The organism is Oryzomicrobium sp., from assembly GCF_036820405.1.
Taxonomy (GTDB): Bacteria; Pseudomonadota; Gammaproteobacteria; order Burkholderiales; family Rhodocyclaceae; genus Oryzomicrobium.
In genome coordinates, this window is record NZ_DAISLS010000019.1 from 39,954 (window position 1) to 61,763 (window position 21,810).

Here is a 21,810-nt window from a genome sequence, read left to right on the forward strand (position 1 = left end):
TGGGAGGAACGGACCGGAGCAAGTAAACTCCGCCCCCATGAAATCCAGCATCCGCGAAAAACTCGACACCCTCGCCCGGCGCCTGGCCGAGGTGGACGCCCTGCTCTCCTCGGAAAACGCCGCCGACGACCTGGACCAGTTCCGCAAGCTCTCCCGGGAGCGGGCCGAGCTGGAGCCGGTGGTAACCCGCTATCAGGCCTACCGCCAGGCCGAGGCCGACATGGCCGACGCCGAGGCCATGCTCGCCGACCCGGACATGAAGGCCCTGGCCCAGGAGGAACTGGCCGCCGCCAAGGAAAAGCTGCCCGGGATCGAGCTGGACCTGCAAAAGCTGCTGCTGCCCCGGGACCCCAACGACGACCGCAACATCGTGCTGGAAATCCGCGCCGGCACCGGCGGCGACGAGTCGGCCCTGTTCGCCGGCGACCTGTTCCGCATGTACTCCCGCTACGCCGAGCGCAACCGCTGGCAGTTGGAGGTGCTGTCCGCCTCCGAGTCGGACCTGGGCGGCTACAAGGAAGTGATCTGCCGCATCATCGGCAACGGCGCCTATTCCCGGCTCAAGTTCGAATCCGGCGGCCACCGCGTCCAGCGCGTGCCCGAGACCGAGACCCAGGGGCGCATCCACACCTCAGCCTGCACCGTGGCGGTGATGCCCGAGGCCGACGACGTGTCCGACGTGGACATCAACCCGGCCGACCTCAAGATCGACACCTACCGGGCCTCCGGCGCCGGCGGCCAGCACGTGAACAAGACCGAATCGGCGGTGCGCATCACCCACCTGCCCACCGGCACAGTGGCCGAGTGCCAGGACGGCCGCTCCCAGCACCAGAACCGGGAATCGGCGATGCGCGTGCTGGTGGCGCGCATCAAGGACGCCCAGATCCGCGCCGCCCAGGCCAAGGAGGCGGCCACGCGCAAGAGCCTGATCGGTTCCGGCGACCGCTCCGAGCGCATCCGTACCTACAACTTCCCGCAAGGGCGCATCACCGACCACCGCATCAACCTGACCCTGTACAAGATCGCCGCGATCATGGACGGCGATCTGGACGAAATGGTCGGCGCCCTGGCCAACGAGCACCAGGCCGAACTGCTGGCCAGCCTGGCCGAGCAGGAATGAGCGACGGGGCCGGCACCCCGCCCCTCGCCCGGGCCCAGGCCTGGCGCGACGCCAGCGCCCGCATCCCCCGGCTGGAGGCGCGGCTGCTGCTGGAGCACGTCTGCGCCATCAGCCACGCCGAACTGCTCACCCGGCCCGACACGCCGCTCACACCCGAGGAAGCCGCCGCCTACGCCGCCCTGGTGGCGCGCCGCGCCGCCGGCGAGCCGCTAGCCTACCTGACCGGCCACGCCCCCTTCCGTGGCCTGGACCTGACGGTCACCCCGGACGTGCTGATTCCCCGGGACGACACGGAAGTGCTGGTGGATCGGGCGCTCCAGACCATCGCCGTCTGGCCCCAAGGCAGGACGTCATTCTCCGAGGGTGCAGCGGCAAACCCCGCGCCAGTCCTTGATCTCCAGGCAGCCCCTCCGTCACCGCCCCCCGACCAGCCCCTCCAGGTGCTCGACCTGGGCACCGGCAGCGGCGCCATCGCCCTGGCCCTGGCCCACGAGGCCGGCCCCGCCGTGGCGGTCACCGCCGTGGACCGTTCCCCCGCCGCCCTGGCGGTGGCCGAGAGCAACGCCCGGCGTCTCGGTCTGGCGGTGCGCTTCGTCCTCTCCGACTGGTTTTCCGCCCTGGCCGGCGAACGCTTCCACCTCATCGCCGGCAACCCGCCCTACGTGGCCGAGGGGGACCCGCACCTGGAAGGCGACGGCCTGCCCTTCGAACCGCGCGGCGCGCTCACCGATGGCGTGACCGGCGGCGACGGCGGGGCCTGCCTGCGCGCCATCGTGGCCGCCGCCCCGGCCCACCTGCATCCCGGCGGCTGGCTGCTGCTGGAGCACGGCTACGACCAGGGCCCCCTGTGCCGCGACCTGCTCGCCGCCGCCGGCTTCGCCCAGGTCGCCACCTGGACCGACCTGGCCGGCCTGGACCGGGTCAGCGGCGGCGTCTGGGCCGGCGGCACCGGAAGCGCAGCGGCCTGATGCGGCCCCGGATTTGATCGGCGTTACGCCGGCCACCGCCGCCCTCGGCTAGAATTTGCCGCCCGGGACGGAACCCTGGCGGTTCCCTTTCCGTCCAACAACAGCTTTAGCCTCACCCCCTAGGAGAAACCAGCATGACCGTCGATACCGGCGCCCACGTGGACCCCACCAGTCCCGCCATCCAGGACCTCATCCGCGAACAGGTCACCGGCCACCCCGTGGTGCTCTACATGAAGGGCACCCCCCAGTTCCCCATGTGCGGCTTTTCCGGCACCGTGGTGCAAATCCTGAAGGCCTGCGGCTTGAAGGACATCTTCAGCGTCAACGTGCTGGAGCACCCGGCCATCCGCGAAGGCGTCAAGGTCTACGCCAACTGGCCGACCCTGCCCCAGCTGTACGTGAACGGCGAGTTCGTCGGCGGCTGCGACATCGCCCGGGAGATGTACCAGAACGGCGAACTGCAGCAACTACTGGGCGGCAACGCCCAGGGCTGATCCCCTTCGCATCCCAGCCGCAACGCAACGCCTCAGGAGCGCCCACCGGGCGCTCCTGTCGTTTTTGCCCCCGCGCATTGCCCGGCGGTGCCCGACCGGCCTACCATCGTCCTTGTCGACCACTCGCCAAGGAATTCCCATGCGGATCGCTGCTGCCGCCGCCCAGGCCCTCGCCCGGGAAAGCCTCGCCGCCCTGGGCTGCGCCCCCGGCGTCGCCGCCACCGTCGCCGAGCACATGATCGCCGCCGACCTGGTGGGCTACTTCAGCCACGGTTTCTCCATGCTGCCCACCTACGCCAAGACCGCCCGGGAAGGCGGCGTGGACGTGCAGGCCGAAGGGATCGAGCTGTCCCGCGTCGGCGCCCTGTCGGTGTGGGACGGCCAGATGGCCTTCGGCCACGTGGCGGTCAAGCGCGCCGCCGAGGCCGGCATCGAAATCGCCCGACAGTTCGGCGTCGCCGCCGTGGCGGTGCGCCGCAGCTACCACTGCGCCCGGGTCGGCTACTACGTGGAGCTGGCGGCCCAGGCCGGGCTGGCCGCCATCGTCATGACCAACGTGGTGGACATCGACCCCAACGTGGTGCCCTACGGCGGCCGGGACCCGCGCCTCACCACCAACCCCATCGCCATGGGCGTGCCGCGCCCCGACGGCCAGCCGCCGGTGGTGCTCGACTTCGCCACCTCGGCCATGGCCCTGAACAAGATCCGGGTGGCCCACGCCCGGGGCGAACAGCTGCCCCCGGGCGTCCTGGTGGACGCCGCCGGCAATCCGACCCTGGACCCGGGCGCCCTGTTCGCCACGCCGCCGGGCGCCATCCTGCCCTTCGGCGGCAGCCAGAGCGGCCACAAGGGCTACGCCCTGGCGGTGATGATCGAACTGCTGGCCGGCGCCGCCACCGGCGGCGGCATCGAACGGGGCCTGCCGCCGGACGCGCCCCGGGTCATCACCAACAACACCCTGATGATCCTGGTGGACCCCCACAAGCTGGGGGGCGACGCCTTCGAGGAGCACGTACGCAACGCCTGCGCCTGGATCGTCGATTCCCGCCCCCTGGACCCCGGCCGCCCGGTGGTGCTGCCCGGCGAGCTGGAGGCCGCCCGGCGCGCCGAACAGCTGGGACGGGGCATCGACTACGGCGACAAGGTCTGGGCCCAGATCACCGCCGCCGCCCGGGAACTGGGCGTGCCCGACGCACTCATACCTCCCCCCCTTGATGCTTGATTGCCGCACCATGTCCCGCCCCCTCCCTGCCGCCCCCGCCCACGTCGCCCCTCCCGTTCCCATGAACGCCCGGCCGCGCCGCCCCGCCCTCCTCCGTTCCCTGTTACTCGCCGTCCTGCTGGCCGGCTGCGCCACTGCCGCCCACTACAGCGGCCACGGCCTGGCGCCGGGCCAGGCCCGGGAGGCCGACGTGCGCGCGGCCATGGGCGAACCGGCCCTGGCCTTCGACGACGCCGGCAGCCGGGTGCTGCTCTATCCCCGGGGACCCGAGGGCTTCCACACCTTCCGCGTCACCCTGGACGGCAGCGGCCGGCTGGTGGGCGTCGAAAACGTGCTGGAACCGAAGGGTTTCGCCCGGGTGAAGGTGGACGACGACCGGGAGACGGTGCGCCGCACCCTGGGACCGCCCCGGGAGGTGACCTTCTACGACCGGCGCAACGAAGAAGTATGGGAATGGCGCTTCTGCGACGACTACGACGAGGCGGCCCGCTTCTACGCCATCTTCGACCGGACCAGTGGCCGGGTGAAGAGCACCGGCCAGCTCACCGAAACCCAGGCGGGACGGGGCAACCGGCGGGTCATCTGCTCGCGCTGAATCCGGCGCCAGGCACCGCCGCCAGGGGCTGCGCGCCGCGCGCCTCGGTCCCCCGGCGCCCATTGCGGGCACCGCGGGGTTCCGCTGAATCTCAACGCCCGGCGGTGATACGCCCCTGCAATTCCGGCGCCGCCAGCACCTGGGAAAAGGGCAGCACCTGCCCGCCCCGGGCGGCGGCGAAGCGCTCCGCCGCCTCCTGGCTGGCGAAGGCCGGTAGCCCCGGGTCCCCCATGGGGCCGGCCAGGCTCGAGCCGAGCACCACCAGGGCTGTCTCGCCGGGCAGCCAGGCGCCGCTGTCGTAGTCGGTCAGGTACAGGTCGGCCACATCCTCCCGACGCCGGGCGGGGGTGTAGCGTTCGATCCGCCCCAGGTAGCGGAACAGGCTGGCGGCCGAATCGAAGGCGGCGTAGCCCTGGTCGTGGAACACCGCCTGGGCGCGCCACTTGGCGAAGCGCGCCGGGTACATGCCGCATACCGGGCAACGGTCGTCGGCGGTCACCACGTGGGGCGGGAAGGGGCGCTGCTGCAACGGGTCGAGCCAGTGCGGCGCCATCTTCGCCACGCCTCCGGCGAGAAAGCCCACCACCAGCGCCAACCCCAGGGTACGCAGGGGGATCAGCCACCAGCCGCGCCGGGCGGCGCGGGCGCCAGCCGGTGTGGTTTCCAGCGGCGGCGGCGGAGTGACGGGGGCGCTGGCCATGGGATGTTCAGGCGAGGCCGCCGCCCAGCAGGGGATCGTCGGCCAGGGCCCGCACCAGGGCCTCCAGGTTGTCCAGGGACGGCTCGCCGGGCACGGTGACCGGTGCCGGGCCGACGCTGCCGTCGGGCCGGTGCAGGTGGGCCTTGGCCGCGCCCAGGGCCGGGTCCGCCGGCCGGGGCGCCGTGTCCAGGCACAGCTCGGCGTCGCCCCAGGTCCAGCGGTAGGCATAGGCGTCCGGGCCGGCCCAGCGGGCTTCCAGGCGCACCCCGCCCTCGATGTGGATCACCAGGGCGTCCTGCTTCACCGCCACCGGCTGCTCCAGGCACTCGCCGCAGCGCTCTTCCAGGGGCTCGGCCACTTCCAGCAGCCACACCGCCGCCGGGGCGTCGCTGCCCAGCATCTCGTCCGCCGCCAGGGGGGCGCCGTTGAGGGCCAGGGTGCGAGCTTTCAGGTCGGCGCGCACCGCCTCCTGGGTGGCGGCCAGGGTCAGGGCCGACAGGTAGCTTTCGTAGCCCGGGTGCTCGGCCACGCCGCCGGCCTGGATCGCCGCCAGCAAGGCGGCTTCGTCGGCGGCGCCGTGAGCGGCGAGCAGTTGCTGGCGGTTCTCGCGCAGTTCGTAGAGGAGCTTGGCCAGCTGTTCCAGGGCCAGGGCTTCGTCGGGGGCGAGGCCTTCGTAGAAGACGTGCATCGTGGTGTGTCCTTTGCGTGCGGTGGTGGCGCCGATCACATGCGCTTGTCGTGGAGGGCGCCGCCGTCCAGGACCACCATTTCCGGCGTCACCTGGTCGAAGCGCAGCACGGTGCCGCCGTTCTTGGCGGCGAAGGCCTGGGCGTCGGCCTCCTGGGCGAAGGAGGCCAGGGTGGCGCCCATGGAGCCGCGCTTCTTGCTGTCCTTGACGTAGAAGGCGGCCTTGGCGTCGATCCAGTGGCCTTGCGGCGCGTCCCAGTCGGTCTGGGCCATGTCCTGGACGTAGAGGGCGCGCACCCGCTTCTGCTGTTCCGGCTTGAGGTAGAGGGAGAACATCTCCACCGTGTCGCAGAAGAAGTCCGGCTTGTCGGCGCCGGCGTAGTGGATCTGAGCCTTAGGTCCGGGGAAGTCGGCGAGCAGCATGCCGTCCAGGGCGCAGGAGGTGTCCCGGGACAGTTCCACCGGAACGCTCGGCCCGGAGGAGGCGGCGGGGCCGCAGCCGGCCAGCAGCGCCACCAGGGCGGCGGCGGCCAGGCCGGCCAGGGGCCCGGCGCCGAGGGCCGGGCGGGCAATGGAAACGAAGGGAATCACGGCTTGAATCTCCACATGGCCACGCCCAGGGGCGCGGCGATCCAGGCGGCCATCACCGCGCAGAGCAGGGCGGGATGGGACAGGGCGGGGGGAAAGACGGTGGCCAGCCCGTACAGGGTGCGCACTTCGTCGAGGGAAAAGACGTTGAGCACCCGGAACACGTCGGCCGGGTTGAGCAGCAGCAGGTAGGGGAAGGCGTCGCCGCCGAACTGGCCGCCGCTCACCACCAGGATGCCCAGGATGAGCAGATCGAAGATGAGGACGAAGAAGAACCACAGGGCGATGGCCAGGCCCGAGGCCCGGGTGCGGTCCAAGGCCAGCACCGAGACCATCACCGCCAGGGAGAGAAAGGCCATGCCGAGCAGGATGGCGCTGCCCATGAAGCCGGCGTAGTGGATGAGGGCCGCGACGTTGAGCTGGGGCGAGAGGATCAGCCCCACCAGGCCGAAGCCGGCCACCGACGAGAAGGTGAGCGCCCCGGCCAGGCCCAGGTACTTGCCGAGGATGACCTCGACCCGGGTTACCGGCAGGGTCAGCAGCAGGTCCAGAGAGCCCCGCTCCTTCTCGCCGACGATGGCGTCGAAGCCGAGCATCAGGGCGATCAGGGGGATCAGGTAGATGACCAGGCTGACCAGGGAGGCGATGGTCAGGTCGATGGAGCGGAAGCCGACGCTGCCCTGCTGGGCGGTGCCGAAGTAGGCGATCGACAGGGCGAAGACGGTGAACACCAGGGCCACCGCCAGCACCCAGCGGTTGCGGATGCGGTCCCAGAATTCCTTGCCGGCGATGACGGCGATGGGGTGCAGATCGAGCATGGCCATGGCTTATCCCCGGGCTCCGAAAAAGACGTCTTCCAGGGACGGTTCCTGCACCTGGAGATCGAGAAGGCGGTCGCCCAGCCCCATCAGGGCCGCCACCACCGCCAGCTTGGCGTCTCGGGGGCAGGCCAGGGACAACACTCCGCCACCCGTGCCGTCATCTTCGGGCAGGGTCACCGGCAGGCCGGCCAGCACGGCGCGCAGCAAGGGCCCGTGGCCCTCGGCCAGCCTAAGCGCCAGGGTCACCGGCAGGTCGAGGCCGTCACGCAGTTGCTGCACCGTGCCCTGGGCCTTGATGCGGCCCGATTCGAGAATGGCCAGGCAGTCCACCCGTTCCTGGATCTCGGCCAGGATGTGGGAGGTGAGCACCACGGTCACCCCGTCGCCGCGCAGCTCGGCAACGATGCGGTAGAAGTCGCGGATGGCTTCCGGATCGAGGCCGGTGGTGGGCTCGTCGAGGAACAGCAGGCGCGGGTCGCCGAGCAGGGCCTGGGCGAAACCGAGGCGCTGGCGCATGCCCTTCGAGTATTCGCGTACCCGCCGCCCCGCGGCGTGGGCCAGGCCGACCCGTTCCAGCGCCGCCGGGCAGCCGGCGTGGGTGACGCCCTTCAGATCGGCGAAGAAGCGCAGGGTTTCCAGGCCGGTGAGGTTGTCGTAGAGGACCACGTTCTCCGGCAGGTAGCCGATGGAGCGGCGCACCTGGCGGAAGTCCGGGCCGTTCACCGGCCGGCCGAGCACGGTGATGCTGCCGGCGCTGGGGGTGACGAGGCCGAGCATCATCTTGAACAGGGTGCTCTTGCCCGCGCCGTTGTGGCCGATCAGGCCGAACAGAGCGCCGGCCGGCACCTCCAGGTCCACGCCGTCCACGGCGCGGATCTGCCCGGTGGGGCCGAAGCGCTTTTCCACCCCGGCAAGAATGATCGGAGGCGCGATGGGCGGGGATACGGCGACGCCGGTTCCACCCGACAGGGCGGCCAGGGAGAGGGAAGTATCAGCGTTCATGGGTATTCAACCAGTGGTTCCAGTGGGGGTCCGCCGGGCGCATCGCCGGGTAGCGGTCCACCACGCTGGGGGCGCGCAGCAGGGGGAATTGCTGGGCGATCAGGCGCAGGGTCTGGATGGCCGGGCTGGCCATGAGCAGCTTGACCATGGGGTGGCGCCAGGAGAGGCGATCCACCAGGTCGTTGGCCTCGTAGCCGACGTCGCCGATGCCGTCGCCGTCCCGGTCCCAGCCCACGTAGTTGCTCCAGTAGTTGCCGTGGCCCCTGATGCCCTTGCCGTCGCCCTTGCCGCCCCACACCTCGTCCCGGGCGCCGACGTACTTGACCTGCTCCCGGTTGGCGATGAAGTCGTTGTTCTCCACCGTGTTGCGGGTGGAGCCGGCCCACAGGTGCACGCCCACGTCGTTGTCGATGACCCGGTTGCCGCGCAGGGTGTTGTATTCGGCATCGTAGATGAAGAAGCCCCGGGCGTTGCCGGCCACCACGTTGTTCTCGACGATGGCGTCCTGGATGGTGCGCAGCATGATGCCGTGGTCGGTGTTGCCCCACACCCGGTTGTTGCGCACCACCTGGTCGCGCACTTCCATCAGCGCCAGGCCGCCCCGGTTGCGGTACACCTCGTTGTCCTCCCAGACGTTGTGGTAGGAGTTCATGTAGTGGGTGCCGTAGCGGCTGTGGTGCAGGCGGTTGCCGCGGAACAGGGCGTGGTGCGACACGTCCACGTAGAGGGCGTCGCGCACGAAGCTGATGCGGTTGTTCTCGACCCGGGCGCGCTCAGTGTTGTAGAGCTGGATGCCGTTGCCCCGCTGGGCCGAGCCCAGGTCGCGCTTGCCGGTGATGACGTTGCCCTCGACCGCCACGTCCTCGACACCCTCGATCCACAGGCCGAACAGGGTGTCGGCCAGGGTGCAGCCGCGAATCGTGGCGCGGTGGGCGCCGGGTTGGATGTAGATGCCGGCGTTCTGCTCGCCCAGGTCCTCGCCGGAGGCCACCACGTTGAGGTCGGCGATGGTCACGTCGGTGGCGGCCACGCGGATGGTGTCGCCCTTGAGGCCGCCGTCCACCGTGGGCTTTTGCTCGGCCCGCTCGCCGCGCAGGGTGAGGGGCTTGGCGATGCGCAGGTTTTCCCGGTAGTGGCCCCGGGCCACCGTCACGGTGTCGCCGGGGGCCGCCCGGTCGATGGCGGCCTGGATCGACTGGCCGGGCATAACGTGCCAAGTCGCGCGCGCCTCGGCCGCCTCCAGCCCCCCCGCCCGGAGAACGAGCAGGGACGCGGCGATCCACAGGCACCGCCCGAAGAACCAATACTGGCGCGGGGTTTGCCCGGGCCGCCTGAACGAATCGACGGTCACACCACCACCCGGCCGAGGGCCTTCAGGGTGAGGAACAGCAGGGCGCCCACCAGCAGGTTCTTGAAGGCCACGTAGCAGAGCATGTCCATCACGCTGGCCGCCCGGTAGCGCCGGCCCCACCAGGGGCCTTCCTTGACGTAGGGCTTGGCCGACAGGCGCACCAGTACCTCGCAGGCGCTCCAGCCGACCCACCAGCCGATCAGGGCGCCGGCGCCCATCTCGCCCATGCCGGCCAGCACCCAGACGGTGGTCACCGCCACCGCCAGGGCCAGGCCCACGGCCTGCACCAGCTTCTGCCGCGAGAAGCCGGCCCGGCTCCACGGCCACAGGTGGTCCCAGGCCTCGGCGGCCAGGCGCCGGGTGGTAGCGCCGGCGGCGTAGGCCGGCTCGACGGGTTCGGTGAGCATGGCCGGATCAACCATGGGTCGTCTCCTTCGCTGCGGCGCCGGCAGGCACCGGGATGATGGGGATGAAATAGCCGTCCTGGCCGATTGGGGTCAGGGGCTGGCCGGCCTTGGTGCGGCGTTTGCGCTCCTGGACCAGGGGCGGGCAAGCGTGGTCGTCGTGATAGAGGACCATGCAGTCGAGGCAGAGCAGGCATTCGCGCTGGTCGATGCGGCCGTCGGCGTCGATGGCCTGGGAACCGCAGCCGTGGGCGCAGGCGTTGCAACTGGTGCACTCCTGCTTCCGCTTCAGGCCGAACCAGCGGAAGGTGGTGGGCATGGCCAGGGAGGCGCCCAGGGGGCACAGGTACTTGCAGAAGGGCCGCTCGATGAAGATCGACAGGCCGAGCAGGCCGGCGGCGAACAGGGTGTAGGGCCAGGAACGGTTGAACAGGCCAACCAGGAAGGTGGTCTTGAACGGTTCCACCTCGGCCAGCTTCTCGGCCAGGGGCATGGAGAAGAACGACACCGCCAGGAGGCCGAGGAAGACCCCGTACTTCACCCACTTCAGCTTGTCGTGCAGCGGCTTGGGCAGTTTGCCCTGGAAGCGCTTCAGGCCGATGCGCTCGCCCACCTTGTAGAGCAGCTCGGACAGGGAGCCGAAGGGGCACAGCCAGCCGCAGAACAGGCCCCGTCCCCAGAGGAAGACGGTGACGATGATGAAGATCCAGAAGATGAAGATGAAGGGGTCGGAGAGGAACAGCTCCCACTTCCACTGGAACAGCAGGGAATGGAACCAGGTGAGCACCTGGGTGATGGACGGCTGGGCCATGGCGTGGAAGCCGACGAAGCCGATGGACACCACCCAGCCGGTGTACTTGAAGGCGTTCACCGGCCACTTGTTCTTGCGGTCGGCGCGGCGCACCAGGGCGTCGCGGCGAGAGTAGACCGCCGCCACGGCGACGAGCAGGACGACGAAGGCGGCGATCTCCACGGCCCGGTCCTTCCACATCTTCAGCCAGGGGGCGTCGGGACGCTTGTAGGCCGGACGGCCGCCTTCCAGGTAGCGGGCGGGCAGCCACACTTCCCGGTCGAAGTTGGCGAAGGTCTTGGCGCCGGTGGTCTTGTCGAGCTTGTTGGCGAGGAAGACGAACTGCCAGGGGTAGGCGGCGGAGAAGGTCTTGCCGCGCACGATGAAGATGGCCGACTCGGTGTAGCTCGGCGCCCCGGCGGCCTGGACCCCGTAGAGGTTGAGGTAGTCCAGGTCGCGGAAGGTGTAGGTGTCCCGCTCCTGGCGCACCTGGACCCGGTCGTACAGGCCGCCGCGGACGAAGCCGGAGCCCTTGAACGATTCGATACCGTCGGTCTTGACGACGAACAGGGCCTGCTCGCCCGGGTGCAACCCGGCCATCAGGCGCTCGTAGCCGTCCTTGCCGAGGATGCTGCGGCCCACTGTGGGCACGTTGAGCAGGCCGAACCACAGGTCCACGTAGGGTTGGCCGGTGCTCACCAGGCCCACGTCCTGGGGCTTGACGGTGAGCCGGGCGACGCTGCCCTCGGCCACCAGCTGGTCCCAGGTGAGGGTCTCGCCAGTGTCGATGAAGGTGGCGGGCGGGCGCACCTGGGGCTTGAGGATGCCGACCTGCTTGGCCACCTCGCCGCCGGACACCATCATCACCTGGTTCTGGGCGATCACGGTGACCGTGGCGCCGGTGATGGCGTCCAGGCCGATGATGTTCTCTTCGGGGCGGGCCTTGCCGATCTCGATCTGGTCGCCGACGAACTTGCCCAGGTATTGCTGGTTGAACTTGATCAGGGCCGACTCGGGGATGCCGAGCAGCAGGATCGGTTCGGAGTGCTTGAGGATTTTCACCCCGACGAAGTGGCCGGTGGCGTCCATGCCGATCAGGGTGACCACCGGCTTGCCCGAGTAGGCGGGGATGTCCACGATGTCGGTGGACAGCATGACGTAGCCCACCAGGGTCTTCTGCCCGCCCTCGGTCTTGTAGCCCTCGACGAAGGGCGGCTGGCCGCGCCGCTCGGAGAAGCTGTCGGCGCCGGGCAGCACCTCGGTGCAGGCCACGTAGTCGCACATGCGCGGCGAACTGTGCAGCTCCGGCGGCAGGGCCGCCTCGTAGGAATCGGCGCGGACCGGCTCCGACAGGAGCACCAGCGCGCCGGCCATGACCATGCCGAGCAGGCCGCCGGCGATGGACCGTTGAAAACGCCGGCAAAGGCGGGCGAACATCATTTACGACTCCCTGAGCGTTACTTCAGCAAATGGTGATTTACGGCGCCCCATCTGCCCTTAACGCAAATCAAGAGCAAAAAACACACGCCACATTCCATCGTCACGAACTGCGCCGCAAGGAAAAAAAGGGAGACGCAAGCGTCTCCCCAACTCTCCATGCGGGTGAAGCAACGTGGCCTTACTTCTCCACGATCATGCGCGAACGCATCTCAAGGTGCAGGGCGTGGCAGAAGTGGGTGCAGTAGCACCAGAAGACGCCCGGCTTGTCGGCCTTGAAGGTCACCGACTTGGTTTCCTGCGGGTTGACGATGAAGTTCACGTCGTACTTGGGAATGGCGAAGCCGTGGGTCAGGTCTTCCACCTTGTCCAGGTTGGTGAGGATGATGGTGACCTCGTCGCCCTTCTTGAGCTTGAACTCGCGCATCGAGAAGGCCGGCGCCTGGGACACCAGATGCACGGTGACCTTGTTGCCGTTGCGCTCGATGCGGGAATCCTTCGGGTCCTTGGTGGCGAGCGGGAAGTCGTCCAGGGTGCCCACCTGACGGGTCTTGATCTTGTCGCGCTTGACGATGATGAAGTCGTGGGGCTCGGGGTAGACCGGGTGGTCGGCCAGCAGCACCATCTTCTCGCCGCGGATGTCGATCAGCTGTTCGTTCTCGGGGTGCAGCGGGCCCACCGGCAGGAAGCGGTCCTTGGAGAACTTGCAGCCCACGCCGAGGAACTGGCCGTCGGCTTCCTTGGTCTCGCTCATGGACGCGTTGGTGTGGCCCGGCTGGTACTGGACGTCGAGGCGGTCGATGACGTACTTGACGTTCTTGTCCTTGAAGGCCTTGATCGCCGCTTCCACGTTCCACTTCACCATCTGGCTGTCGAGGAACAGGGTGGTGAAGGCGTTGCCGCGGCCGTCGAAGGCGGTGTGCAGGGGGCCAAGGCCCAGTTCCGGCTCACCGACCACGGCGTCACGGGGCTCCTTCAGCTCGCCGGCGAAGTACTTGTGCACCAGGGCGATCTCGATGATCGTGGCGGTGGGAGACAGCTTGCCGGAGCAGATGAAGTACTTGCCGTCCGGGCTGGCGTTCACGCCGTGGGGGTTCTTCGGCACCGGCACGTAGCAGGTCAGGGCGGTCTTCGGATCGGTGTTGGCGGCCTTGGTGCCGTCCACCACGGGGACCTTGGAGTCGCCGATGGTCTTGAACTTGCCGTCCTTGATCGCCTGCTCGATGCGGGCCACGTTGAAGAACACGCAGGCGTCGCGCTCGGCGGACATCATGTCCTCGTACTTGGCGCCGCCCTCGGTGTTGTACTGGTTGGTGGCGGTCAGCTTGCCGTCGTAGGAGGTGGCCACCAGGTCGCAGTTGCCGTCGATCTTCACCTGCCAGCGCACGTCCATGGTCTCGGCGTCGACGCAGGTGAACAGGGTGCCGTACTTCTTCGGATCGTCCATGTCCCGGCCGTCGTTGGGCTGGGGCAGGTGAAACTCGCTGCCGCAGAAGACGCGGGTGGTGTGGTTGATCTTCTCGTCCACCGGGTCGCAGCGGTCCGGGAAGATGCCGTGGAAGCCCTGGATGTTCGGGATGTCGGTGATCTTGTCGCACTCGAAGGTGTCGAGGCGGATACGGGCCAGGCGGCTGTTGATCTTGTCGTTCACCCAGGCGTACTTGCCGTCGTAGGTGCCGTCGGTGTACGAGGCATGAACGTGGTGGGTATCGCCGATGTGGTACTTGAGCGAGCCGTCGGGCTTGGTGCCCATGATCTTCTTCGACTCGTTGGTGATGCCCCAGCCGCTCATGCAGTCCATGTTGAACACGGGAATGCGCTTGATCTCCCGGCCGGAAGGCAGGCCGAGGACGCGCATCTCGCCGGAGTGGCCGCCGGACCACAGGCCGTAGTAGGTATCCAGCTCACCCGGGGCCATGTGGATCTTCATCCCGCCCTCGGCGTGGCTGGCCGCAGCAGGTGCGGCGGCACCGGCCGCGGCGGGCTTGTCGTCCTTACAGGCCGCCAGGCCGGTGGCCAGGCCCGCGCCGGCCAGGCCGGTCAGGGCGGCGGTGTTGAGGAAGCGGCGGCGCCCCTGATCGGCCCCGTCGCGATTTTCCACCTGTTGCGTGTCGTGCTTGTTCATTGTGATCTCCCTGGGGCGCATTCCCCGTTGTGTGCCGCTAAACTCGCCGACGCCCAGGGCGCGGCGATTTGTCGCAGGGCGAACTCTAGGCCCGCCCTCCCCAAGGAAATTTGATCTGTGCAAAAACCGCCAAAAAGCGGCTAAAACATTGAAAGAAAGCGCTATTCGCAGCAAATCGAACGCTGCCGGAAAAACCGCATCCGGGCGGCGCCCCCGCCCGATTCCCCTGGAGAACGACCATGACATCCCCCATCATCGCCACCCTGGAAAAACTGCTCGGCGGCCCCCGGGACGGCGCGCTGCTGCGCTTCTCCCTGGCCACCGAATGGCGCAAGGCCGGCGACCCGCTCCGGGCCGTGCCCTACTACCGCCAGGCCCTGGAGCGTGACCCCCACTATTCCGCCGCCTGGAAGGGCCTCGGCCACGCCCTGGCCGACAGCGGCGACGACGACGGTGCCCTGGACGCCTGGCGTCAGGGCATCGCCGCCGCCACGGCCAAGGGCGACATGCAGGCGGCCAAGGAAATGACGGTGTTCGCCCGGCGCATCGAAAAGGCCCGGGGCGAAACGAAACCGGCGGACGGCGCCGGCACCCCGCCGGCCAGCGACGAAGACCGGCCGTAAGCGCTCCGAAAGGGATCAAGCAAGGGCCGACCTAGCCCATACCGTCTGCGCCTGGCCCGTGTGCGGAGCCGGGCACCAAGGGCGATGGCGCCATCGCCGCGCCTCACCGCAAGCGAGCGCCCGGCTTATTGCGGCAAGAGGAATCCGGCGGCAACCGGGCGGGGAAGGAACGAGCCGAGAAACGAGGGGAGAGACAGGCCCCGGGCACCGACCCCAAGGCTCGACATATTAATTTTCTTCATGTTTCAAGAACGCCACTCCGCCAAGCTCAACGACTGGCGCGGACCTTCATTTAACGACCGCCCGGATACATTAATTTCTCTCATGTATCACCCCATGACCGGCGGGACGAGATGGGATGCCGAACACGGCCGATCCGGCCCCGCCCGTCCGCCGCTCCACCGGCCCAGAAGCCCGAATGCCGCCATCTCTGGATGTGCCGCGATACGCGTGCAAACGACGGCAAACGGCGCCTGAACGCCGAGCCCCAGGCGGCGCCCAAGCGGCGCCACGGGCACATCCCTGGATTTCGTCGGCCGGAAAAGAAGCGGGGCGCCAGCCGCCGCGCAATCGCACGACGGTAGCGCCCCGTGACGCGAGCCCCAGGCGGGCCCGCCAGATTCAGTGCTTGGCCGGCGGCAGCAACACTCCGTCCATGCCCAAAGACTTGAGCTTGGCCCGGGCTGCGGCGGCCTCGGCCTTGGTCTTGAACGGCCCCACCACCACCCGGGTTTCCAGGTGGGAGGGAATGCCGTGGAGCTGGAGCTTGGCGTGGAGCTCCTCGGCCCGCTGCACGTCGGCGAACAACCCGGCCTGCACGGCGTAGCCGGAGAAGAGCCGGACCGGCGCCCGGGGCGGGGTGGAGAGGACCGGGGCCGGGGCCGGCAGCGCGGCGGCCGCAGCGGAACGCTCGGCCCGGGGCTGGGCTTGCTGGACTGGGGATTGGGGCGCGGCGCTGCCCTCTTCCACCACCCGGGGCTGGCGCGGGGCCGGGGCCGGTGTCACTGCGGCGGCAGCCGGCGCCGCGCGGGAGGCGGGCGCCGCACTGCGGCCGGCAGAGGTAGGCGTGGCCGGCGCGGCGGGCTGGGCAGCGACCCGGGGCGGCTCGGGAGGCGCCGGGGCGGCCACGGTGGCCTCCGGCGCGGCCGGCGTTTCGCCCTTGGCTGCCTTGCCCTCTTCGGGCTTGGCCTCTTCCACCGGGGTCACCGGCTGGGTCACCTCGGTGCGCGGCGGCGGCGCCGCCGGCCGGGGCGCCGGTGGCGCTTCCACCTCGACGGTGGTGGACAGGCGGTCGAACAGGACCAGGGCGCCGAGCAGGACGGCGATCAGCACCGCCGCCAGGGACATGCGCTTGACCAGGGTGCGCTTGAGCTGGTCCTGGGGCGCGGACTCCGGAGCGGGAGCCTTCTTGGCGGCGGGTTTCGGGCTGGGGCGCTTCTTGACGGGGGGTTCGGCCATCGCGTCGCTTTCTTGCCGGAAGTGGAATGGTGAAATTGTCAGGCTACGGAATTGGAACGGTGCAAGGCGTCAGTGCATCAGTGACCGGACGCCCCGGCGCCTCAGCCGCCACCCTGGTTGCGCACCAGGGCCACCACCAGGTCTGCCTCGGCCCGAGCGATGTTGCAGCGGTCGGCGATGGTCTGGGCGTCATGGCCGGCGGCGGCCATCTGCATGGCGTCGCTGTAGAGGGGCGACATGTGCTGGGTGGCCTGGAGCTGGGTGAAACGGTCGCGCATCTCGCCCTGGACCCGCTCCAGCTCGCCCTGGAGGTGCTGGATTTCCTGGCGCAGCATGGTCAGGTCGCGCTCGATGGCCTGGACCACCGGCGTGTCAGCCACCTCGGCGGCCAGGTTCACCGGCAGGGGCGGCGCCAACGGGGCCGGCGCCACGGCCGGTTCCTGGCGCAGCGCATGTTCCCGGGGCGCGGCGGAAGCCGGGGCCTGGGCGGTGTCCTGTACCGCGGCGTAGAGCCGGGCGCCGCTGGCCGCCGCCGGAGCCTCCGCGGCGGCGGGGGCGGACGCCTTCTCGGCGGGCTCGTCGGGTTGCGCCTCTTCGGCCTGACGGCGCAGGCGGCGGTAGCGCAGCACCACCGCCAGGATGTAGACGGCAAGCAGCACGACGATCGCCAGCAGGGCGTCGCGCACATTCAGGACGGTGCCCGGGGGAAAACCAAGGGCCGTCAGGTCAAACATGGGCAAACAGGAAAGCAGTCATTGCGGGGCCGAAAAGGAGGAGCGGGGCCGGCGGGCGCCCGCAGCGGCCATTATGCCAGACCCCCCGCGCCCCGCCCCGGCCGGCGCGTCCCGGCGGGCCCGCTAGCCCCGCGCCAACGTCGCCGCCAGCCCGGTGGCGATGCGCGCCGCCAGGGCGTAGAGGGTGAGCTGGGGATTGACCCCGAGGGAGGTGGGCAGCAGGCTGCCGTCGGCCACCGTCAGGCCCTCGAGCTGGTGGTGGCCGCCGTCGGGCCGGACCACGCCCCCCGGCGGTTCCGGGCTCATGGCGCAGCCGCCCATGACGTGGGCGCTGACCACCTTGGCCCGGCCGGCCTGGAGCGGCAGCCGCGCCAGCTGGACCGCCGCCGCGCCCGGATCGGCCATGGGCCGGGCGTCCAGGTGCACCGGCATGACGCTGCGGGCGCCGGCGGCGAACTGGATTTTAGCCATGGCCTGCCAGGCGCGCCGCGCCGTCTGCCAGAAGGCGGCGTTGAGGGGGTAGTCGAGACGGGGGTCGCCGTGGCCGTCGAGCACCACCCGCCCCCCCGGGCTGTCCGGCCCAAAGCCGTCGCGCACCAGGGCGAGGATGGTGTGGCCGTGGGCCAGCCCGGCCATGAAGTCCCGGTGGCGGGCACCGAAATCGCCCATCACCACGGCGGCGAGCAGGGGATGGACCGGCGGCACTTCGAGCTTGAAGCCCAGGGTGCCGTCGGCGGGCCACAGGTAGTCGTCCACGTAGACCGACTGGGGCGCCCCGGCGAAGGGCTCCACCGCCTCGGCGAAGGTGGCCGCCGACAGCACCACCGGGTGGAGAAAGGTGCGCGCCCCCAAGGTGCCATAGGGGTCGGGCGCCCGGGAGCGCAGCAGCAGGGCCGGGCTGCCGATGGCGCCGGCGGCCACCACCACGTGGCGGGCGCGCAGGGTCAGGGCCGCGTCGCGGCGCACCTGGCCGAAGCTATCGACCGGATGGGCGCGCACCCCCTGCACCCGCTTGCCGTCGTGCAGCAGCGCCTCGGCCCGCACCCGGGACAGCAGGGTGGCGCCGGCGGCCATGGCCGCCGGGATGGTGGTGACCAGCATCGACTGCTTGGCGTTGGTCGGGCAGCCCATGCCGCAGTAACCCAGGTTCCAGCAACCCTTGACGTTGCGCGGGATGACCTTGGGCGCGAGGCCCAGGCGCGCCGCCCCTTCGGCGAGCAGACCGTTGTGGCGGTTGGGCGGCACCGTCCAGGGGGCCACCGACAGCCGCGCCTCCATGCGCGCGAACCAGGGCGCCAGGGCCTCGGGGGTGAACCCGGCCAGGCCGTGCGCCTCGCGCCAATGGGCCAGGGTGGCGGCCGGAGTACGGAAGCTGGAACACCAGTTGACCAGGGTAGAGCCGCCCACGGCCCGGCCCTGGAGGATGCCGATGCCTTCATCCACGGTCTTGCGCCCGGCGGACTCCTGATAGAGGGCCGGGTAGGCCTCCCGCTCCAGCATGTTGAAGTCCCGGGAGGTGCGCAGGGGCCCCTCTTCCACCAGGATCACCGACAGCCCGGCCTGGGCCAGAATCTCGGCGCACACCCCGCCCCCGGCGCCGCTGCCGACGATGACCACGTCGGCGGACAGGGTGCGGTCTTCGCCCAGGGTGGCGCCGTCGAGATGGCGCCCGCGCCAGGGGCCGGCGAACGCGTCGCCGACGGGGTCGGGCAGATGGCTCACGGGGCCCGTCTCACGTTTCACAGTTGGGGAGGGCCGGGGTAGCCGGTGCCGGCCCAGTGGTCCGGGTCACCGTACCAAACCCCCAGGACCAGGTCGTGGAGGCCGGCGTAGGCCCGGTTGAGCAGGGCCAGGTCGGCATCGCGCCAGGCCGCCAGGGCCCGGGCGGCCTGCTCCGGAGTCAGGGCCCGCCAGGGCGTGATCCCGTCCGCCGGCGTGCCCAGCCCGACCAGGGCCGTCCGGCCGCCCCGGGTGGTGAGCAGGTCGAACAGGCGGCGCAGGTCGCCCCGGGTGCGCGGCGGCAAGCCGGCGATGGCGATGTCCACGCCCTGGGCCAGGGCCGCCCCGTGGGCCGGCGAGAAGGCCGGCTGGACGCCGTCGAGCAGCCCGCCGGCCAACGCCGCCAGCACCGCCCGGTCGAGGGGGCCGAGGAAATGGTAGGCGTGGCCCGGATCGTCCAGCCGGGACCCGTCGCCACCCAGCCCCCACCAGGCGGCCGAGGCCAGGGCCAACCCGCCGGCCAGGGTGGCCGCCAGGGCGCGGCGGCGGCCCTGCGAGGCAGGCGCGTGACCGAGGCCGATGCCGGGCGACGCTTCGGGCGCGGGCGTGTTCATGGCCGGGGCGGGCGGCCGAGCATCAGCCGCAGGATCAGGCGTTGCAGACGGTCGCGCCAGGCGCCCCCCGCCGCACCGAAGGGCGGATGGAGCAGGCTGGCCGAGGACCAGCGCCCCTGGCGCAGCACGGCGCGCACCTGGGAGAAGGCGGCGAAGCCTTCGGGGCCGTGGTAGCGCCCCATGCCGGAGGGGCCGACGCCGCCGAAGGGCAGGTCGTGCACCCCGACGTGGAGCAGGCAGTCGTTCACCCCGACCCCGCCCGAGGCGGTGGCATCCAGGGTAGCCCGGACCCGCAGCGGGTCCGGGTCGAACAGGTAAAGGGCCAGGGGCCGGTCGCGGCGGTTGATGTAGGCCAGGGCATCCTCGTGCCGTTCGTAGGGCACCAGGGGCAGGTAGGGGCCGAAAATCTCTTCCCGCATCAGGGCCGCCTCGTCGGGCACGCCGGTGAGGATGGCAGGCGCGAGGCGCCCGTCCGCGGCCGGTGCCTCGGGCAACAGGGGGTGGCGCGCCGCCCCGGCGGCTTCCGCCGCCTCGGCCCAGCCGTGCAGGCGCCGGCGGTGGGCGTCCAGGGCGATGGCGGCGTAATCCGGGCTGGATGCGTCGCCGTACAGGCGTTGCGCCGCCGCCCGGGCGTGGGCGATGAAGGCCGCCTCCTGGCCCCGGGGCAGCAGCACGTAGTCCGGGGCGACACAGCTCTGACCGGCGTTGGCCAGCTTGGCGAAGACGATGCGGGCGGCGGCCAGGGCCAGGTCGGCCCCGGGGGCGATCAGCACCGGCGACTTGCCCCCCAGTTCCAAGGTGACCGGGGTGAGGTTGGCGGCGGCCGCCGCCATCACCCGGCGCCCCACGGCGGTGGAGCCGGTGAACAGCAGGTGGTCGAACGGCAGCCGGGCGAAGGCCTGGGCAAAAGCCAGGGGATCGTCTCCCTCCCCTTCCCGCACCACCCGCACGTGGTCCGGCGCGAAGGTGGCGGCGATCAGCTCGGCGAAGCGGGCGGCGAAGGCCGGGGTGTGCTCGGAGCACTTGATCAGCACCCGATTGCCCGCCGCCAGGGCCGCGGCCAGAGGGCCGACGGCGAGAAACAGGGGGTAGTTCCAGGGCACCATGACCCCCACCACGCCCAGGGGCTGGTGGCGCACCTGGGCCCGGGCCGGCCAGAACCACATGCCGACGCGGCGGCGCCGCGGGCGCATCCAGGCCGCCAGGTGGCGCCGGGCGTAGGCGATGCCTTCCAGGCTGGGGAAGAGTTCGAGCAGCTCGGTCTCCCGGGCCGGCCGGCCGCCGAAATCCCGGTCGATGGCCTCGGCCAGGGCGTCGCCGTGGCGGCCCAGGGCGTCGGCCAGGGCGGCCAGATGCTCGCGGCGGCGGGCGGCCCCGGGGGCCGGGTCGGCCGCGAAGCCCCGGCGCAATCCGGCCAGGGCCGCCGTCAGTGCGGGAAAGTCGTGCCTGCCGGGGGCATCGTCCGGGGCGTTGGCGGCGGCGGGCAAGGAGTGGACGCTCATGGCGACTCCGGAAGGGTGACGAACCTCAGGCGGCGCGACGCCGGGCCCGGGGTAATGGCGGCTGCGGCGGGGCGGCATCGGCCCGGTCCAGTTGCTCCAGCACCTCGGGCGGCGGCAGGGACAGGTCGTCCCCGTCGGCCTGGGCACGGGCAGCGAGCTTGCTCTTGTAGAACGCCTTGGTGGCCACGTAGACGGTCTTTTCCAGTTCCACGTGGGCCACGCCGTGGCGGTCTTTCAGTTCAATGCAGAACGTCGGGGTGCTTTCGCCCTTTTCCAGCACCTCGCGGCGGACCGCCTCGACCCGCTCGACGGGGATGTGGAAATCGGCGAACAGGTGGCTGCGCCCGGGGCGCTTGTAGCGGATGCTGCCGGCCTTATCCCAGACGATCACGTCGTTGCCCAGCTGCAGGGCGAGCAGCATGGCGAACATGGGGTCGGTGAAGGCGTACAGGCTGCCGCCGAACAGGGCGCCGGCGGGATTGCGGGTCTTCCACGAGTAGGGCAGCACCACCTTGATCCGGTCCAGGTCGCGGGAGATGTGCACCACCCGGCCGCCGGTGGCGCGGTAGGAGGGGTAGAGGTTGAACCCCCACTTCAAAAGCGTTGCCCGCCAGGCGGCGGGCACGCGGTCGATCAGTTTGGGACGCATGGCCAGGGCTGGGAGTAGCGAAAAAACGGGGCGGCCGAAGAGGAGGGAAAGACAGCCGCCCCGTCCTGCCGAGGATACTGCCTGAGACAAGCACCAGGCAGTATCGGCAGGATCAAAGAGACTCGAACACCCCCGCGGCCCCCATGCCGGTGCCGATGCACATGGTCACCATGCCGTACTTGCCCTTGGTGCGCTTCAGGCCGTGCA

General features: G+C 70.6%; 21 protein-coding genes. 6 read left to right on the forward strand and 15 right to left on the reverse strand.

Annotated features, from left to right (window positions below; genetic code table 11):
* The first annotated feature begins 37 nt into the window (after positions 1-37).
* The 5 genes from prfA to V7Z98_RS17000 all read left to right on the forward strand — a co-directional run bounded on the left by prfA (position 38) and on the right by V7Z98_RS17000 (position 4,399).
* Entirely contained in the window at positions 38-1,120 is a 1,083-nt protein-coding gene (gene prfA / locus V7Z98_RS16980) for a peptide chain release factor 1 (protein WP_334159250.1), read from the forward strand.
* Entirely contained in the window at positions 1,117-2,088 is a 972-nt protein-coding gene (gene prmC, locus V7Z98_RS16985) for a peptide chain release factor N(5)-glutamine methyltransferase (protein ID WP_334159252.1), read from the forward strand. The genes prfA and prmC overlap by 4 nt, the downstream gene beginning before the upstream one ends.
* Before the next feature lie 134 nt (positions 2,089-2,222).
* Entirely contained in the window at positions 2,223-2,582 is a 360-nt protein-coding gene (grxD, locus tag V7Z98_RS16990; protein WP_334159253.1) for a Grx4 family monothiol glutaredoxin, read from the forward strand.
* Between the two features lie 139 nt (positions 2,583-2,721).
* The gene (locus V7Z98_RS16995; protein ID WP_334159254.1) at positions 2,722-3,804 is read left to right on the forward strand and encodes an Ldh family oxidoreductase; all 1,083 of its coding nucleotides are present in this window, start codon (positions 2,722-2,724) and stop codon (positions 3,802-3,804) included.
* 10 nt (positions 3,805-3,814) lie between these two features.
* Complete coding sequence (locus V7Z98_RS17000) at positions 3,815-4,399, forward strand: hypothetical protein (RefSeq protein ID WP_334159256.1); 585 nt, start codon at positions 3,815-3,817, stop codon at positions 4,397-4,399.
* Between the two features lie 91 nt (positions 4,400-4,490).
* On the opposite strand, the gene V7Z98_RS17005 is transcribed toward V7Z98_RS17000, so the two are convergent.
* The 9 genes from V7Z98_RS17005 to nosZ all read right to left on the reverse strand — a co-directional run bounded on the left by V7Z98_RS17005 (position 4,491) and on the right by nosZ (position 14,304).
* Complete coding sequence (locus V7Z98_RS17005) at positions 4,491-5,099, reverse strand: nitrous oxide reductase accessory protein NosL (RefSeq protein WP_334159257.1); 609 nt, start codon at positions 5,097-5,099, stop codon at positions 4,491-4,493.
* A gap of 7 nt (positions 5,100-5,106) precedes the next feature.
* Positions 5,107-5,787, reverse strand: a complete 681-nt coding sequence (locus V7Z98_RS17010; RefSeq protein ID WP_334159258.1) for a hypothetical protein — start codon at positions 5,785-5,787, stop codon at positions 5,107-5,109.
* A gap of 35 nt (positions 5,788-5,822) precedes the next feature.
* Complete coding sequence (locus V7Z98_RS17015) at positions 5,823-6,377, reverse strand: nitrous oxide reductase accessory protein NosL (RefSeq protein ID WP_442951855.1); 555 nt, start codon at positions 6,375-6,377, stop codon at positions 5,823-5,825.
* A complete protein-coding gene (locus V7Z98_RS17020) occupies positions 6,374-7,198 on the reverse strand; it encodes an ABC transporter permease (RefSeq protein WP_293265995.1) in 825 nt (274 codons plus the stop codon). The genes V7Z98_RS17015 and V7Z98_RS17020 overlap by 4 nt, the downstream gene beginning before the upstream one ends.
* A 3-nt stretch (positions 7,199-7,201) precedes the next feature.
* Positions 7,202-8,197, reverse strand: a complete 996-nt coding sequence (locus tag V7Z98_RS17025) for an ABC transporter ATP-binding protein (protein ID WP_334159261.1) — start codon at positions 8,195-8,197, stop codon at positions 7,202-7,204.
* Positions 8,187-9,404 carry a nitrous oxide reductase family maturation protein NosD gene (locus V7Z98_RS17030; RefSeq protein WP_334159262.1) on the reverse strand — a complete coding sequence of 406 codons (1,218 nt, stop codon included), beginning with the start codon at positions 9,402-9,404 and terminating at the stop codon, positions 8,187-8,189. The genes V7Z98_RS17025 and V7Z98_RS17030 overlap by 11 nt, the downstream gene beginning before the upstream one ends.
* Before the next feature lie 140 nt (positions 9,405-9,544).
* On the reverse strand, positions 9,545-9,970 hold the full coding sequence (locus tag V7Z98_RS17035) for a transcription regulator (protein WP_293265989.1): 426 nt from the start codon (positions 9,968-9,970) through the stop codon (positions 9,545-9,547).
* Positions 9,963-12,122, reverse strand: coding sequence for a 4Fe-4S binding protein (locus V7Z98_RS17040; protein ID WP_334159276.1), 2,160 nt, complete (start codon positions 12,120-12,122; stop codon positions 9,963-9,965). The genes V7Z98_RS17035 and V7Z98_RS17040 overlap by 8 nt, the downstream gene beginning before the upstream one ends.
* 238 nt (positions 12,123-12,360) lie before the next feature.
* Positions 12,361-14,304 carry a TAT-dependent nitrous-oxide reductase gene (gene nosZ / locus V7Z98_RS17045; protein ID WP_293265987.1) on the reverse strand — a complete coding sequence of 648 codons (1,944 nt, stop codon included), beginning with the start codon at positions 14,302-14,304 and terminating at the stop codon, positions 12,361-12,363.
* 239 nt (positions 14,305-14,543) lie between these two features.
* Here nosZ and V7Z98_RS17050 point away from each other — a divergent pair, with 239 nt between their 5' ends.
* Positions 14,544-14,927, forward strand: coding sequence for a tetratricopeptide repeat protein (locus V7Z98_RS17050; protein ID WP_334159265.1), 384 nt, complete (start codon positions 14,544-14,546; stop codon positions 14,925-14,927).
* A gap of 621 nt (positions 14,928-15,548) precedes the next feature.
* Here V7Z98_RS17050 and V7Z98_RS17055 read toward each other — a convergent pair.
* From V7Z98_RS17055 to V7Z98_RS17080, 6 genes are all read right to left on the reverse strand, one after another.
* Positions 15,549-16,385 (reverse strand): SPOR domain-containing protein, encoded by an 837-nt coding sequence (locus V7Z98_RS17055; protein ID WP_293265983.1) that lies wholly within the window; start codon positions 16,383-16,385, stop codon positions 15,549-15,551.
* A 101-nt stretch (positions 16,386-16,486) separates the two neighbouring features.
* Positions 16,487-17,119: a DUF2802 domain-containing protein gene (locus V7Z98_RS17060; protein ID WP_334159267.1), complete on the reverse strand. Its 633-nt coding sequence runs from the start codon at positions 17,117-17,119 to the stop codon at positions 16,487-16,489.
* A 123-nt stretch (positions 17,120-17,242) separates the two neighbouring features.
* A complete protein-coding gene (locus V7Z98_RS17065; RefSeq protein WP_293265979.1) occupies positions 17,243-18,841 on the reverse strand; it encodes a GMC family oxidoreductase in 1,599 nt (532 codons plus the stop codon).
* A gap of 17 nt (positions 18,842-18,858) precedes the next feature.
* Positions 18,859-19,452, reverse strand: coding sequence for a hypothetical protein (locus V7Z98_RS17070; RefSeq protein WP_334159269.1), 594 nt, complete (start codon positions 19,450-19,452; stop codon positions 18,859-18,861).
* Positions 19,449-20,954, reverse strand: coding sequence for an aldehyde dehydrogenase family protein (locus V7Z98_RS17075; protein WP_334159270.1), 1,506 nt, complete (start codon positions 20,952-20,954; stop codon positions 19,449-19,451). The genes V7Z98_RS17070 and V7Z98_RS17075 overlap by 4 nt, the downstream gene beginning before the upstream one ends.
* A 25-nt stretch (positions 20,955-20,979) precedes the next feature.
* Positions 20,980-21,603: a DUF4442 domain-containing protein gene (locus V7Z98_RS17080; RefSeq protein WP_334159272.1), complete on the reverse strand. Its 624-nt coding sequence runs from the start codon at positions 21,601-21,603 to the stop codon at positions 20,980-20,982.
* Positions 21,604-21,810: the final 207 nt, after the last annotated feature.

What these genes read in the sequence shown, in the direction of transcription:
- prfA (WP_334159250.1), top strand. Translation starts at nt 38, where the DNA reads ATGAAATCCAGCATCCGCGAAAAACTCGACACCCTCGCCCGGCGCCTG.
- prmC (WP_334159252.1), top strand. Translation starts at nt 1,117, where the DNA reads ATGAGCGACGGGGCCGGCACCCCGCCCCTCGCCCGGGCCCAGGCCTGG.
- grxD (WP_334159253.1), top strand. Translation starts at nt 2,223, where the DNA reads ATGACCGTCGATACCGGCGCCCACGTGGACCCCACCAGTCCCGCCATC.
- V7Z98_RS16995 (WP_334159254.1), top strand. Translation starts at nt 2,722, where the DNA reads ATGCGGATCGCTGCTGCCGCCGCCCAGGCCCTCGCCCGGGAAAGCCTC.
- V7Z98_RS17000 (WP_334159256.1), top strand. Translation starts at nt 3,815, where the DNA reads ATGTCCCGCCCCCTCCCTGCCGCCCCCGCCCACGTCGCCCCTCCCGTT.
- V7Z98_RS17005 (WP_334159257.1), bottom strand. Translation starts at nt 5,099, where the DNA reads ATGGCCAGCGCCCCCGTCACTCCGCCGCCGCCGCTGGAAACCACACCG.
- V7Z98_RS17010 (WP_334159258.1), bottom strand. Translation starts at nt 5,787, where the DNA reads ATGCACGTCTTCTACGAAGGCCTCGCCCCCGACGAAGCCCTGGCCCTG.
- V7Z98_RS17020 (WP_293265995.1), bottom strand. Translation starts at nt 7,198, where the DNA reads ATGGCCATGCTCGATCTGCACCCCATCGCCGTCATCGCCGGCAAGGAA.
- V7Z98_RS17025 (WP_334159261.1), bottom strand. Translation starts at nt 8,197, where the DNA reads ATGAACGCTGATACTTCCCTCTCCCTGGCCGCCCTGTCGGGTGGAACC.
- V7Z98_RS17030 (WP_334159262.1), bottom strand. Translation starts at nt 9,404, where the DNA reads ATGCCCGGCCAGTCGATCCAGGCCGCCATCGACCGGGCGGCCCCCGGC.
- V7Z98_RS17035 (WP_293265989.1), bottom strand. Translation starts at nt 9,970, where the DNA reads ATGGTTGATCCGGCCATGCTCACCGAACCCGTCGAGCCGGCCTACGCC.
- V7Z98_RS17040 (WP_334159276.1), bottom strand. Translation starts at nt 12,122, where the DNA reads ATGGTCATGGCCGGCGCGCTGGTGCTCCTGTCGGAGCCGGTCCGCGCC.
- nosZ (WP_293265987.1), bottom strand. Translation starts at nt 14,304, where the DNA reads ATGAACAAGCACGACACGCAACAGGTGGAAAATCGCGACGGGGCCGAT.
- V7Z98_RS17050 (WP_334159265.1), top strand. Translation starts at nt 14,544, where the DNA reads ATGACATCCCCCATCATCGCCACCCTGGAAAAACTGCTCGGCGGCCCC.
- V7Z98_RS17055 (WP_293265983.1), bottom strand. Translation starts at nt 16,385, where the DNA reads ATGGCCGAACCCCCCGTCAAGAAGCGCCCCAGCCCGAAACCCGCCGCC.
- V7Z98_RS17060 (WP_334159267.1), bottom strand. Translation starts at nt 17,119, where the DNA reads ATGTTTGACCTGACGGCCCTTGGTTTTCCCCCGGGCACCGTCCTGAAT.
- V7Z98_RS17070 (WP_334159269.1), bottom strand. Translation starts at nt 19,452, where the DNA reads ATGAACACGCCCGCGCCCGAAGCGTCGCCCGGCATCGGCCTCGGTCAC.
- V7Z98_RS17075 (WP_334159270.1), bottom strand. Translation starts at nt 20,954, where the DNA reads ATGAGCGTCCACTCCTTGCCCGCCGCCGCCAACGCCCCGGACGATGCC.
- V7Z98_RS17080 (WP_334159272.1), bottom strand. Translation starts at nt 21,603, where the DNA reads ATGCGTCCCAAACTGATCGACCGCGTGCCCGCCGCCTGGCGGGCAACG.